This is a genomic window from Streptomyces sp. NPDC107538 (assembly GCF_055657445.1).
The window spans coordinates 622,134-634,906 of sequence record NZ_JBVKAY010000005.1; the positions used below are offsets into that span (position 1 = coordinate 622,134).

The window sequence follows — 12,773 nt, forward strand, 5'->3', positions numbered from 1 at the left end:
ATGTCCGTAGTGATGTCGATGCACTGGCCAGAGGTGACTCCGGAGGAGTACGACACCGTGCGCGACGCGGTCGACTGGGAGGGGGTCCCGGCGGCGGGCGGCCAGCTTCACGTGGCCTGGTTCGACGACCAGGGCCTCCATGTCACCGACGTCTGGGAGTCCCAGGAGGCGTTCGAGGCCTTCTTCGCCGAGAGGCTCGCCCCCGTCATCCAGAAGGCCGGCCTCACCGGCACCCCCGAAACCACCTTCAGCCCCCTCCACCGCCGCTTCGTCGCCCCGGACGTCACGGGCGCGGCGTAGGGCAGGGCGCCGGCCGGGGCATCTGAGCACCTGAGTACCCGTACTCATGTGCGGTGACTGCCCCACCGGCATGCTGGGCGCCATGTGGCGGACGGACAATCACCCGGAGTCGGGGTCGGGGCGGTGGTGGATGTGAGTCGCGGGAGCGAGCCGACGACCGGCCAACAGCTCGGGGCCGGCGTGGCCCTGCTCATCATCGACCTGATGGTCATCGCCTGGCTGGTGTTCGCCTACGGGATGGCGGGCTGGGCCGACAGCTACGACTCCGGGAACGCGCCCAGCGCCCCCGGGCAGGCATCCCAAGGCATGTGGATCCTGTTCGGCGGCGCGGTCATCACAGGCGGTGCGCTGCTCGCACTCCGCTGGCGCATTACCGCCCTCGTGCAACTCCTCGTCCTGGGAACGGGAGCGCTACTCCTGGCCGGGCTCGCGACACCGACGTAGCACCCGATCCACCCACTCGCTGAGCCGGGGCCCGGTTCAGGGCACGGGCATGGGCATGGGCATGGGCTCAGCGAAGAAGCCCCCTACCGGCGGAGAGAATCCGCGGGTAGGGGGCTTGTTCGGCGCTGCTTACTTCTTCTTGCCCTGGGTCTTGTCGGAGATCTTGGTGAGCTGGGTTTTTGCTGGTCAGGGGCAGTGGGATCGTGCACCGGGTGGTCGTCGTTGGTCATCATTGGCCACTGTTGAGCGTCCTCGGACGGCCCAGGGACGGCCCAGACATCGGCCCCTTCGGCGGCCTACGAGCTGATGGGCAACTCTCGTGCTCGCTGGCGTGCTTGGGCTCGTATCTCCTTCAGGCGACTGTGGAACGCGTTGTGGCGGTTCTGATCGAGGTTCAGCGGGAGGTCGAGCTGGGAAATGAGCTGTGACTCCAGGGCCCATGGTTCGCTCTGCTCAATCCAGCACACCCGCGCGTTGTCCGCCATCCACTGGCTCAGGGTCGCTTCGCCGACCTTGCCGAAGGTCATCCGCTTACCGCTGCCCACGCGGCGCAGTTCAAGGCCGAGCAGGCACCCGAGGGTGAGCCGCAGTGTCGAGCCGGCCGCGTTGCCCCGGTAGTGGTAGCGCACCCGCTTGCGAAGGTTCTGCGTGCTGGTCCGGTTCGCCATGAACCGCGGGGCTATACCGACGTACAGCAGGCGCCCAGCGTCCAGGTCGGGGTGGGGCGGCTGCTCGAAGTGCCACCCATAGACCCCTGCCGCCGCCGGTACAGGACTCGGACGAACCAAGACCTCCTGCGCCGACCACAACTGATCGGGACTGACGAGAGCGGTAGCTTCCACGGCATCTCCAGGCACGCGACGGCTGATCGTCGCAGGCTACTGGTCGCCACTGACAGCATCCCTCGCCTCCGTAGCTGCGTGACATCAGCTTGGGAAGCTTGGGTCTTCTGGGGGTTGTTGCTGCCCTGCGGCGGGGGCGGGGTCGGGGCCTTGGTCGCACCGCGGTCGGCCCCTGCTGTTCCCCGTGGTTCCCCGCAGGATCTGGCACGCGAATGGCACGGCATCTCCGCTCCGGAGCGCGCGGAGGCTAGGCCTTGGAGCGTCTGAGCGTCCACCGACGATAGTCAGCCACGACGGCGGGTGCGCCGACCGGGCAAGCGCGCGTAAGCCCCGCTACACCCCTGCCGTAGGCGCGACCGTCACGGCCTGAGCCGATCAAGGATCGCCTTTGCAGGGGCCTTCGTCGCTTCCGCGGACAACTCGCATGGTCGAAAGATGCCCACCGCAGTCACGCTTGTGAGGTAATTAGCTCCGCCGCAGCTGAAAGATGACCCACTGCGGTATGGAGAACTGAGGATTATCGTTACCTCAGTTGACCCCCTGATGGTGTGTCCGCTAGCGTCCTACAACGTGACGGGGCGTCATAGTGGCGTCCCTGAAGGGGGAGGGAACTTGAGCATCACCACGTCCTTGAAGCCGGTGACCACCGGTCTGCCCGTCGGCCTCCGGGAGATCCGCAGGGGGGTCATGGCGAACGGCGTCATCGACTGCGAGAACCTGCTGGCGATCGTCAACGACCCTCAGGAGGTCGAGGACGCCGCCAAGCGTGCCCAGAAGGCCGGACAGCCGATCAGCGAGTACGCCCGCACGCGCGGCGAGATTCAGCGGCTCCTCGGCACTGCGAGCAGCAAGAAGGCTAAGAACGTCGGCGAGTACGCCGACTACATTGCGGCCGGCCTGCGGGGGGACTTCGACAACGCATGGTCGCTGCCGCAGATCACTCTGTGGTCGCCGCGCCCGTTGGTCATCGCTGAGGATGGCTCGTCGGCCCTGCCGATCAAGGATGGCCTCTACGCTCTCGACAGCGAGACTCAGGTCACCGCTTGGCACCGGATCAAGCGGCACCCGGCCGCGTACGACCTGGAGGACTTCGACTTCGGTGCGATCCCGCTGTCGTTCGAGATCTTCCACGGCATCAGCGTCATGGCCGCCCGCCAGATCTTCCACGACCGCAACCTGAAGGGTGTCCCGGTCGACAAGTCCTTGGCCATGTCCATGGATGGCCGCGACTTCGGCACCACCGTGACGCGGAAGTTGATGGAGTCGCTGAAGGTGCCGTTCGGTGAGACCACGGTTCCGCTGTCCAGCTTGATCCTCACCGGCAAGCGCCAGGTGTCAGACAAGGCCGTGGAGTGGATGACGATGTCGGTCCTACGGACCCTCGTTGCCACGGCCATGCTCGGCAAGGCCGGTATTCACGCCGCGTCGACCGGCATCGAGCACGAGGACATCCCCGCCGACGAAAGCGGCGACCGTCCGGACAAGGTCGTCGTGCAGCGAGAGGTCATGGAGACGGTGGGCGCGTTTCTCCAGGAGAACGCCGCGCTCTTCCATGCCAAGACTGCCATCACCGCACCTGCCGTCGTGGCCGGCCTGGGCGCGACCATGAACCGCACCATGTCCTGGAGCGCGGACCCCTTGCCCGAGGGCCTCACTCTTGAGCGCCTGTTGGAGGGTATCGAGTGGGAGCGCGAAGCGAAGTACTGGAGCGGCATCGCGGCCAAGGTGACTGACCGGGGCGCCGTCTCCTGGGCCGGCGGCGCCCGTGACTCTGGCCACAAGGTCTACGACGCGCTGAACCACCCGGAGAGCGAAACGGGTAAGCAGATCCGCGGACGGTTCTAGCTTCCCTCTCGCAAGGGCTTGAAAACCGTCGTGGCAGTGATGTCACCGCGGGTTCAAATCCCACCGTTTCCGCAGTAAAAGCGGCCCCTGACCTGGCGAATCGGTCAGGGGTCGCTTTCACGAGAGCTGGTCCGTCAATTACCGTGGTTCCCCCTCGGTCTGCCAACAGAGCTCGACGTCGATGACTTCTTCGTCGCCCCCGTGTGGCTCACTCATCCCCGTCCCTGTTCAGATACAGCGGGGAAGAGAGGTCCGTGTCCAGGTCCAGGAACCACATGGTGACGGCGTGCTCAAACTTTGCGCAGGCGTTGAGGTGCTGGGCGGTGAGGTGGGCAACGTACCGGGCGGCGGCCGCGCTATGCCGGGCGGACTCGTCAGTGCCGGTCGGCAGGTCGTTCTTCAACGAGAGGATCGCCAGCCACCAGCCGTTGAGGAGGTCGGTAGCGAACGAGTGCAGCATCTTGCGGGCTTCGCCCACTCCGTGTTCGGACGCGAGGAGGCGGATCCCGTCGGCGTCGAAGCCCTTGAAGGCGATGTCGGGGATGCCGGACAGGTCTTCGCGGAAGCGGGCAATCGCCTCCAGCTCGGCCGCGGTGAATGGGTCGGTCCCGGACTCGTACTTGGACAGGTCGTCAATGCCGGTGTCAGCCATCGTGCTCCTTCGGTGGCGCTACGGGGTCAGCCGAGGTGATAACACAGGTGCAGGCTCGGCCGCTCCTGCAGGGGCGTGATGCCGAGGACATTGAGGGCGGCCTGAGCAGCGAGCAGCCAAGGGCTTAGAAGGCGCCTGGTGTGACCGTCGGCGCATCTCTCCTGACCTAGTGCTTCACGGACGCCGAGCGCGATGGATCGGCGCCTTCGACACGTATTTGACAGGGGGCGCCGCGGCAACTGGAAGCCACAGAGTGTGGAGCCCCCTGCCATTGGTTCAGGTCAGGGGGTCTCCAGTTTCCCAACCGCGCCCGCCCAGGCCGGGCTCTTGGCATACTCCCTTAGCCAATCGACCATCGCTTCACAGCTCGCGATGTAGTCCTGTGCGGCACCAGTGGTCGGGAGACGCCTTCTGTCTCGGAGCTCCCGTGAGATTGCGTGGAGATCACGCAGGGACTGCGCGATGTCATGGGGGAAGTACCGTTCACTCCAGAAGAGGCGCGTCAATATGGTCTCGCCGATCCTGCCGTAGGTCGTGTGCTCCAACACCATGCGGCTGATAGTCGAGCGAACTTGATTCCACGCTTCGAGCATCGCGTTGGTCGGGTCAATGTAGGGACCTGTCGGCCGAGCATCACGTTCACGTCGCTCGGCAGCTGTCGCGGTGGACGGCAGCGGCAGTTCGCTGGCCTGCGGCTCGGCCTGTGTCACGGCCTCCTCCACCTCGGCGCTGGCCTGCTCAACAGCTTCCGAGAACTCAGCGTCCACACCCACAGCGCTCAGTGCTTTGACTCGCCGGAGCAAGCCTCGAACCTCCTCCCTGAACCCGTACGCGACGGCAAGGATCACGGCCGGCCACACAAGCACCTTGAGGAAGTCCAGAACCAGACGGGCTATCTCCACCAGATCATCTTGGCTTCTAGGGGAAACGCTGTAAGGCGTTTGCGCAACTTAGTCAGAAGATGCGACGGCCTAGAGGTGGGCGAAAGGCCCCCATCTTGGCCAAACGCGCAGTTAGAGGGCCCGTTGCTGCCGAATCACTGCCAGTTCTCCGGGCTTCGGCATAACCCACCCAGTGTCGCAGATCAACTCGGGGAGCCCAGGCCAGAGGGGAACGGGGGTGGTCACCCGTGGGTGCCGACTGTCAGCGTTGGTCGACCTCGCACGGCCCAGAGACGGCCCACGAGGCTGCGCCGCCGATCGAGCACGCTGCCCGCGGCACACGATCGGTGCACATCTTGATCAGTTCATGGGACTAGCCGTTCAACAGCCGTTAGTCTCACGGCCATGGCGACACCCGAAGAGATCGAAGCCCTCCTGCGCCAACCCGAGGGAGTTGATCTTGAGTTCAAGAATGCCAGAGTGCATCCTCGCGTACTCGGCAGAATTATCGCCGCATTCGCCAATACGCGCGGTGGCACGATCATTGTTGGCATTGACGATCGACCTAATCCAACAGCGGGCAGGCTAACCGGCGTCGATCCGCACGCATTTGAACGCCTCGTAAATTACGCGCGCAGGCACCTGGATCCCCAACCCGAGATACGAGCCTTTTGCGTTACAGCTCGAGGCAAACAGTTCGGCATAATTCGCGTAGAAGCGTCCCAAAGCACGCCTGTATCCAGTGATGGCCAAGTGGCTATACGAGTGGGATCGAGCATTACGACGATACCCGCATCGAATTTCGCACTTCGTTCATCCAGCACCCCTGATTCGAATCAAATAGTTCCCGAAGTTCGAGTGGCTTCGCTAAATCGACGCCGAGCGTTCCGGCGTCGCAACGTCCTGATTATAGCGGCCGCAGCCCTAGTCCTGCCTGGCGCGCTTTTTCTGGTCCGGTTCCTACAAGGAAATGATCCTGCATCTCTTACGCCTGGAGCAGCCCTACTAGGCTTCTCAATTCTTTTCGCTGGGCTAATGGTGGAACTCGTAGGGTGGAGGCCCGAGGACGAAGACGTCGCCCAAACGCGAGAGAGGGTGCGGCAGGCTGAAGCCGAACTGGAAGAGGAACTCCGCTCCTTCCATGCCGATGCTTCGCAGTCACAAGCGGAGGATGAGGAGCAGGCACGCCTGACGCTTTCCGCCCTCTGGACAGTGACCCATCGCCGATTGGACCACTACCATGGCATTGCACTAGAACAAGCAGCCAAATCGTTCCGCAACGCCCAGATCGCCATGACTGTCGGCTTCATCTTGCTAGTTGCGTTCGCCGCTGTGGCCTTCTTCGCCAGCACGACAGCTGGCGCCGTCGTAGCTGGCGCACTCGGCGCAGTCTCCGCTGCTCTCGCTGGATATGTGAGCAGAACCTTCGTTAAATCACAGGAAACTGCTGCCGAGCATTTGCGTGCCTACTTTGATCAGCCACTTGAGTTCGCCCGCTATCTAGCTGCTGAACGGCTGATTACTGACGCCCGTCTCGAAACACAGCAGCGAGCGGAAATCCTGAGTTCCTTGGTACAAGCGATGATCGCAGGGCCACCTTCAGATCGTGGTGCTCAGGATATTTCGCAATCCAGCCAAGGCAGGTAGGCGCCACAACCTCAGCTCCCCACTCACCTCAGCTCCCATCCCGTCTGCCGTCGACCCACACACCGTGGAGCGGGCACGGTTCAGGGCGTCAAGGTGGAGTGCGCCACTGTAGGAACGACCTTGACGCCCTGAACCGTGGCTGCTCGGCTCTGCCTGGGTCGACGGCAGACGGGATGGGAGCTCCCCGCGCCCGCCACCAACGGCCGGCACTCGCGAACGGCGCCCCCGCCATCTCGGAGCCTGAGCGCCCCCGCCGGAGGCATGTCCTTGACCCGCGGGTGACTTCCTCGCTTCTGCCCGCATGCACGTAGCGCGCCGCCGGGCGCGGCCAGCCGGGGCGCAGACAGGAGGCAGGCCGCGCCGCAGAGGCGGCGCGCGCCCGCGCCGTGCGCGGGCTCTTGAACCAGTAGAGAAAGTTGTAACTCAGTCGGACTGCTGGGACTGTTCAGCCTCGGTGGGCGCTTGACTGTCCGGCTTCATCTGGTGCGTGTCGTGGCCTGCGGCGCGGAACTCGTCCAGTAGCTCGAAGAACATTTCCATGGCCGGCACGTCGGTCTGCTCCGCCCTGCGCTCGATCTCGACCGCCCAACCCAGCGAGCTGGGGTACGACATCCCCAGGCGGCGCCAAAGCCACTGAGCGAACGGCCCCAGACTTCCAGGGTGGAGGTCGCAATCCTCGTCGATGCCATGGATGCCGAGGGCCGCTGTGTAGCCGATCAGCATGGACTCCAGGTGCAGGAGCGACCGGCCTCGCACCCACATGCTCGGACGAAGCCTGACTTCGTCCAGGAAGTCATACACATCCGCCAACTCGCTGAGCTGTCTGGGCCTCCGTGCTGCCTTCCCCGTCTCTGTCATAGGGCCACGCTAGTGGAGACCGTCACCGCTGGTGGCCGTCGTGGAGCGGCTTGAAGTCATAGGCACACACCGGAAGTTGGATGCCCTGACGGTGAGCGAGTGGCAGGTAGAGCACTGGCCGGATCGTCCACGTGATGCGGGTCGAGTCGAAGGTGACCGACACGGTGCAGGGCTCGGAGCGCAGGAGGGCTCGTCGTGTGTCTATGCGGCCGTCGTACAACCACTGCCATGCCTGCTCGGATGCTTCCGGGTCAAACGCTGGAGAGATGGTGCGGAGCGCGACAGCAACCCACCTGTCCGCCTGGGGCGCCGAGTAGGCGTCGAACGACGCCCTCAGCTCCGCCCCGCCCTGACCGTAGAGGCCTTCGGTCCAGCACTCGCACCAGTAGCCCCGGCGGGCTTCGTCCTTCAGCACAGGTGGTCTCCCGGTCGGGTGCCGGTGAACAGTTCCGCGGTGACCGTGCAGCCGCCCTCGCTGCCGTGGATGACGACCCGGTGGGCGAGTGCGGTGACCATGCCCAGGCCCCGGCCGTGTTCGGCCTCGTCGTCCTGGTGCTCGGCCTTGGGGGCCGTGCCGGTTCCTCCGCCGTCCGTCACCGACAGGGCGATCACCTGCCGGGTCACCGCTAGGGCCAGGTGGAAGCTGCCGGATTCCATGCCGCTGGCCGTGTGGAGGATCGCGTTCGCGCTCAGTTCGCTCACGATCAGTTCGGCGTCGTCGGCCAGGGGTGATCCGCGCAGGATGTCGCGGGTCCAGCGGCGGGCCCGGCTGACCTCTTCGGGAAATCCTGGGCAAGTGAGTCCCCAGACCCGGGCGGTGCTCGTATACTCGTGCATACAAGTTCCTTCGTGCTGGTAGGCCGCCATGTGCAGCGGGTTCGGGCTAGACGAGTTTCACGCCGTCGTGGGCGCGGATGGCCGGCGGGGATACCGCGTCCAATGCGTCGGTGACGCGGATCGCGTATGCCTCGTCGGCAAGCTCGGTGACTTCTTCGCGGGTGGCCCAGCGCAGTGCGCGGGTCTCGTCGCCGGTGGTCGGGGTGCCGTCGGCCGCCTCGCAGCGGAAGACCAGCGAGACGATCAGGCCCGTCATGTTCTTGTAGACACCGGTCAGGGTCGCGGGAAGTGTGATCTTGATGCCGGTCTCTTCGAGTACTTCGCGCTGGAGGGCTTCGGGGAGGGTTTCCTCGCGTTCGAGGACTCCGCCCGGGGGTTCCCACTTGCCGTTGTCACGGCGTTTGATCAAGAGGGCCCGGCCCTGGTCGTCGACGATGACTCCGGCGACGCTCACGGAGTGCGGACGGTCAGTGCTCACGTTCCTCGGCCCTCTCGGCTGGCTAGGCTCTCCACCGTAGCAACAACAATCGCCCACTCGTCTAGATATCTAAAGGAGTACACGTGCCCTCTCTTCCTTCCGGCTTCCTCGGTGATCTCGATCCCACGAGTGATCGTGCGGTCTTTCGGCAGATCGCCGACCAGTTGCGCGAGGCCATCGACCGTGGGCGGTTCAAGGAGGGTGAAAAACTGCCCTCGGAAGCCGAGCTTGTTGACCACTACGGGGTATCCCGGATGACGGTCCGCAACTCCTTCTCCGTCCTCCAGGGCGAAGGTCTCGTACACGCCGAGCACGGCAAGGGCGTCTTCGTCCGGCCCCGGCCGCCCGTGCGGCGACTCGCCTCCGACCGGTTCGCCCGGCGCCACCGCGAGCAGGGCAAGGCCGCCTTCATCGTCGAAGCAGGCGCCGCCGGCAGTCACCCCCAGGTCGACAGCCTTGAAGTGAAGGAAGAAAAGGCCAGTCAGGACGTCTCGACACGGCTCGGTTCCGTGCGGCGAGTGCTGGCTCGCCGGCGCCGGTATCTCCTCGACGGACGGCCGGTCGAGTTCGCCACCTCATATCTCCCGCTCGACATCGCTCGCGGTACGCCGATCGCCGAGCCGAACCCCGGACCCGGCGGGATCTACGCCCGTCTCGAAGAGCTGGGCCACCGCCTCGACCACTTCGAGGAGGAGATTCGCGCCCGGATGCCTTCGCCCGCCGAGGTGAAGACGCTCCGGCTGGCCTCCGGTGTACCGGTGATCCACCTGATCCGTACCGCCTTCGACGCCGAGGGCCGGGCCGTGGAGGTCTGCGACACGGTCATGGCAGCGGACGCATACGTGCTGGCGTACCAGCTCCCGGCGACGTGATGAGGTGATGTGCGGTGGTGCGCGGGGGGACGCTTCTCCGACTCGTACAACCCCCAACAAGCATACTCGTATAGACGATTAGATCAGTGAGCTGCCTTGCGAGCCATTCGTGTTGAGCCCCTCAAGTCAGCACGATCCTGCCGACGCATGTTCCCGAGCCCAACGTCCGCGACCGGCAGACGGGCGAGAGCGCCGAGGACGTAGTGCGGCAGGATGCTCGGAATTCGTTACTTCGGGAGGGAATTACATGGGCTCCACGGATGGCGTCGTCGATCTGATACATCTGGCCGACAGGCCCGGCACCAGCGGTCACTGTGTCTCCGTGCGCGTCCTGGGCCGATACCGACCCGGAATCCTGACCGGCCACGACTTCCTCGACTGCGAGATCGTCATCGTGACGGAATCCGTCAATGCCACCTTCCCGGTGACTCTCCTACCCGAGGACCTGGAGGACTGGGAGGACACCTTGGCAATCCTGGAATCCGGTCGGTTCGCCATGTGGCTCAACTCCGGGCGGACTCCCTCGATGAAGTTCAAGCCCGACGAGAGCCACAGTCTTTGGGTGTCCGTGCACGACGGGCCGTCGTCAGGGGTCACTGTCACCGTCCCACTGTTCGCACCATCGGGAGCATGGGCCAGCAAGCAGCGTGAGCTACTCGCCCGAGTGCGCGAGGTCTTCCCCCGCGAGGTCATCGAGACATCACCCAGCGCCTACGAGTGGCGGCACGCCGGCAAAGCCTGACGCTCCGTCAAGCAACTGCCGGCCCACAGACGGCCCAGGCCCGCCAAAAAGCCCCCTACCAGCGGACACCCGCAGGTAGGGGGCTTGATCAGCTCCGCTTACTTCTTCTTTCCCTGGTTCTTGACCGCCTCGATCGCCGCGGCGGCCGCGTCGGGGTCGAGGTAGGTGCCGCCGGGGTTGAGGGGCTTGAAGTTGGGGTCGAGGTTGTAGGCGAGGGGGATGCCGGTGGGGATGTTCAAGCCCGCGATGTCGGCGTCGGAGATGTCGTCGAGGTGCTTGACGAGGGCGCGGAGGGAGTTGCCGTGGGCGGCGACGAGGACCGTGCGGCCGGCGAGGAGGTCGGGGACGATGCCGTCGTACCAGTAGGGGAGCATGCGGGTGACGACGTCCTTGAGGCACTCCGTGCGGGGGCGCAGCTCCGGCGGGATCGTCGCGTAGCGCGCATCGGCCGCCTGGGAGAACTCGTTGTCGTCCGCGAGCGGGGGCGGCGGGGTGTCGTACGAGCGGCGCCAGAGCATGAACTGCTCCTCGCCGAACTCCGCGAGGGTCTGGGCCTTGTCCTTGCCCTGGAGGGCGCCGTAGTGGCGCTCGTTCAGGCGCCATGAGCGGTGGACGGGGATCCAGTGGCGGTCGGCGGAGTCGAGCGCCAGCTGCGCGGTGCGGATGGCGCGCCTCTGGAGGGAGGTGTGGAGCACGTCGGGGAGCAGGCCGGCGTCCTTCAGCAGCTCACCGCCGCGCGTCGCCTCCTTCTCTCCCTTCGGCGTGAGGTTGACGTCCACCCAGCCGGTGAACAGGTTCTTCTCGTTCCACTCGCTCTCGCCGTGGCGGAGCAGGATCAGCTTGTACGGTGCGTCGGCCATGGCCCCGAGCGTAATCGACGGCCGGAAACGATCACTCGCCCGGCCGACAGGCGGACAGGGCCGCATCCGCCGTCGCGGACAGTTGACTGGGGTTGCTAATTGGGTGGCCCGTCTCCCGCGCGCGTCCGTAAGTTGTCTTCGCCGCGTTAGCCACTTACGTCCGTGGGGGACCCTCATGCCACTCGTCGCTGCCAGACGTGCCGTCCGGGAGTCCGTCTCGGGGCTGCCCCGGGAGTTCTGGTGGCTGTGGACCAGCACGCTCGTCAACCGGCTCGGCGCGTTCGTCGCCACCTTCATGGCGCTGTATCTGACGCTCGACCGCGGCTACTCCGCCTCGTACGCCGGGCTCGTCGCCTCGCTGCACGGCCTCGGCGGTGTCATCTCCTCGCTCGGCGGCGGGGTCATGGCCGACCGGCTCGGGCGGCGGCCCACGCTGCTCATCGCCCAGGCGTCCACCGCCGGGTCCGTCGCGCTCCTCGGCTTCGTGCAGCACCCCGTCGCCATCGCAGCCGTCGCCTTCCTCGTCGGCGCCACCAGCAACGCGTCCCGCCCCGCCGTGCAGGCGATGATGGCCGACATCGTCCGGCCCGAGGACCGCGTCCGCGCCTTCTCCCTCAACTACTGGGCCATCAACCTCGGTTTCGCGATCTCCTCCATGGCCGCCGGGTTCATCGCCGAGGTCAGCTATCGCGCCGGGTTCCTGATCGAGGCAGGGATGACGATGACCTGCGCGGTTCTTGTTTTCCTGAAGCTTCCGGAGTCACGGCCCGACAGCGGTACGGCAGGGGACGGGAAGGCCGACGGTGGCGGCGGCACGGGCGCGGTCGGGCTCGGGACCGTCGTACGCGACGGGCGGTTCATGGGGGTCGTGGGGCTGTCCTTCCTCGTCGCGCTGATCTTCCAGCAGGGGGCGGTGGGCCTGCCCGTCGCCATGGGCGAGGCCGGTTTCACGCCCGCCGACTACGGTCTCGCCATCGCCGTCAACGGCGTACTGATCGTCGCCCTGCAGATCCCGGTCACCCGGTTCATCGAGCACCGCGATCCGGGGCGGCTCCTCGTCGTCTCCTCCGTGCTCGCCGGGTACGGCTTCGGCCTCACCGCCTTCGCCGGGTCGATCGGCGTCTTCGCCCTCACCGTCTGCGTCTGGACCCTCGCCGAGATCGTCAACGCGCCCACCCAGACCGGCCTCGTCGTCCGCCTCTCCCCCGCGCAGGGGCGCGGCCGCTACCAGGGCATGTACACGATGTCGTGGTCCGTCGCCGCGCTGGTCGCTCCGCTCATGTCCGGTGTCGTCATCGACCGGTGGGGCGCGGAGTGGCTGTGGGGGATGTGCGCGGTGATCGGGACCGTGGCGGGGGTGGGGTATTGGGCGCTGATGCGTCGGATGCCGCCGGAAGTCGGTACGGGTGCGGATACGGATACGGATACGGCTACGGAGGCAGCGGCTCCCACGGAGGCGGCGGAGACGGAGACGGAGACGGACGCGGCGAAGGTCCGTACCGGCTCGGGCTGAGT

15 protein-coding genes are annotated in these 12,773 nt (G+C 65.9%); 7 read left to right on the forward strand and 8 right to left on the reverse strand.

All coding sequences use genetic code 11. The features are described from left to right. Both ACZ7MG_RS21195 and ACZ7MG_RS21200 read left to right on the forward strand, forming a co-directional pair. Window positions 1–300 carry a hypothetical protein gene (locus ACZ7MG_RS21195; RefSeq protein ID WP_471388655.1) on the forward strand — a complete coding sequence of 100 codons (300 nt, stop codon included), beginning with the start codon at window positions 1–3 and terminating at the stop codon, window positions 298–300. A gap of 132 nt (window positions 301–432) precedes the next feature. Next, window positions 433–744 (forward strand): DUF6234 family protein, encoded by a 312-nt coding sequence (locus ACZ7MG_RS21200; protein ID WP_471388653.1) that lies wholly within the window; start codon window positions 433–435, stop codon window positions 742–744. A gap of 296 nt (window positions 745–1,040) precedes the next feature. Here ACZ7MG_RS21200 and ACZ7MG_RS21205 read toward each other — a convergent pair whose 3' ends face one another. Further along, entirely contained in the window at window positions 1,041–1,412 is a 372-nt protein-coding gene (locus ACZ7MG_RS21205) for a GIY-YIG nuclease family protein (RefSeq protein WP_471388650.1), read from the reverse strand. A 786-nt stretch (window positions 1,413–2,198) separates the two neighbouring features. Here ACZ7MG_RS21205 and ACZ7MG_RS21210 point away from each other — a divergent pair. Continuing rightward, entirely contained in the window at window positions 2,199–3,431 is a 1,233-nt protein-coding gene (locus ACZ7MG_RS21210) for a DNA sulfur modification protein DndB (protein ID WP_471388648.1), read from the forward strand. A 208-nt stretch (window positions 3,432–3,639) separates the two neighbouring features. Here ACZ7MG_RS21210 and ACZ7MG_RS21215 read toward each other — a convergent pair whose 3' ends face one another. Next, a complete protein-coding gene (locus ACZ7MG_RS21215; RefSeq protein WP_471388645.1) occupies window positions 3,640–4,083 on the reverse strand; it encodes a hypothetical protein in 444 nt (147 codons plus the stop codon). Window positions 4,084–4,364: 281 nt separating this feature from the next. After that, window positions 4,365–4,985 (reverse strand): hypothetical protein, encoded by a 621-nt coding sequence (locus ACZ7MG_RS21220; protein ID WP_471388642.1) that lies wholly within the window; start codon window positions 4,983–4,985, stop codon window positions 4,365–4,367. Between the two features lie 384 nt (window positions 4,986–5,369). On the opposite strand from ACZ7MG_RS21220, the gene ACZ7MG_RS21225 reads away from it, so the two are divergent. Continuing rightward, the gene (locus tag ACZ7MG_RS21225) at window positions 5,370–6,611 is read left to right on the forward strand and encodes an AlbA family DNA-binding domain-containing protein (protein ID WP_471388639.1); all 1,242 of its coding nucleotides are present in this window, start codon (window positions 5,370–5,372) and stop codon (window positions 6,609–6,611) included. Between the two features lie 423 nt (window positions 6,612–7,034). On the opposite strand, the gene ACZ7MG_RS21230 is transcribed toward ACZ7MG_RS21225, so the two are convergent. From ACZ7MG_RS21230 to ACZ7MG_RS21245, 4 genes are all read right to left on the reverse strand, one after another. Next, on the reverse strand, window positions 7,035–7,334 hold the full coding sequence (locus ACZ7MG_RS21230; protein ID WP_471395570.1) for a hypothetical protein: 300 nt from the start codon (window positions 7,332–7,334) through the stop codon (window positions 7,035–7,037). A gap of 157 nt (window positions 7,335–7,491) precedes the next feature. Then, complete coding sequence (locus ACZ7MG_RS21235) at window positions 7,492–7,884, reverse strand: hypothetical protein (protein ID WP_471395571.1); 393 nt, start codon at window positions 7,882–7,884, stop codon at window positions 7,492–7,494. Continuing rightward, a complete protein-coding gene (locus ACZ7MG_RS21240) occupies window positions 7,878–8,306 on the reverse strand; it encodes an ATP-binding protein (RefSeq protein WP_471395572.1) in 429 nt (142 codons plus the stop codon). The genes ACZ7MG_RS21235 and ACZ7MG_RS21240 overlap by 7 nt, the downstream gene beginning before the upstream one ends. 46 nt (window positions 8,307–8,352) lie before the next feature. Further along, the gene (locus tag ACZ7MG_RS21245) at window positions 8,353–8,760 is read right to left on the reverse strand and encodes an NUDIX hydrolase (RefSeq protein ID WP_467329542.1); all 408 of its coding nucleotides are present in this window, start codon (window positions 8,758–8,760) and stop codon (window positions 8,353–8,355) included. 107 nt (window positions 8,761–8,867) lie between these two features. Between ACZ7MG_RS21245 and ACZ7MG_RS21250 the strand changes: the two genes are divergently transcribed. Both ACZ7MG_RS21250 and ACZ7MG_RS21255 read left to right on the forward strand, forming a co-directional pair. Beyond that, window positions 8,868–9,656, forward strand: coding sequence for a GntR family transcriptional regulator (locus ACZ7MG_RS21250; RefSeq protein ID WP_471395573.1), 789 nt, complete (start codon window positions 8,868–8,870; stop codon window positions 9,654–9,656). 247 nt (window positions 9,657–9,903) lie between these two features. Continuing rightward, the gene (locus ACZ7MG_RS21255; RefSeq protein WP_471395574.1) at window positions 9,904–10,398 is read left to right on the forward strand and encodes a DUF5959 family protein; all 495 of its coding nucleotides are present in this window, start codon (window positions 9,904–9,906) and stop codon (window positions 10,396–10,398) included. A 98-nt stretch (window positions 10,399–10,496) separates the two neighbouring features. Here the strand turns inward: ACZ7MG_RS21255 and ACZ7MG_RS21260 are convergent, their stop codons facing one another. Then, a complete protein-coding gene (locus tag ACZ7MG_RS21260) occupies window positions 10,497–11,258 on the reverse strand; it encodes a phosphoglyceromutase (protein WP_471395575.1) in 762 nt (253 codons plus the stop codon). Between the two features lie 175 nt (window positions 11,259–11,433). On the opposite strand from ACZ7MG_RS21260, the gene ACZ7MG_RS21265 reads away from it, so the two are divergent. After that, the gene (locus ACZ7MG_RS21265) at window positions 11,434–12,771 is read left to right on the forward strand and encodes an MDR family MFS transporter (protein ID WP_471395576.1); all 1,338 of its coding nucleotides are present in this window, start codon (window positions 11,434–11,436) and stop codon (window positions 12,769–12,771) included. Window positions 12,772–12,773 lie beyond the last annotated feature (2 nt).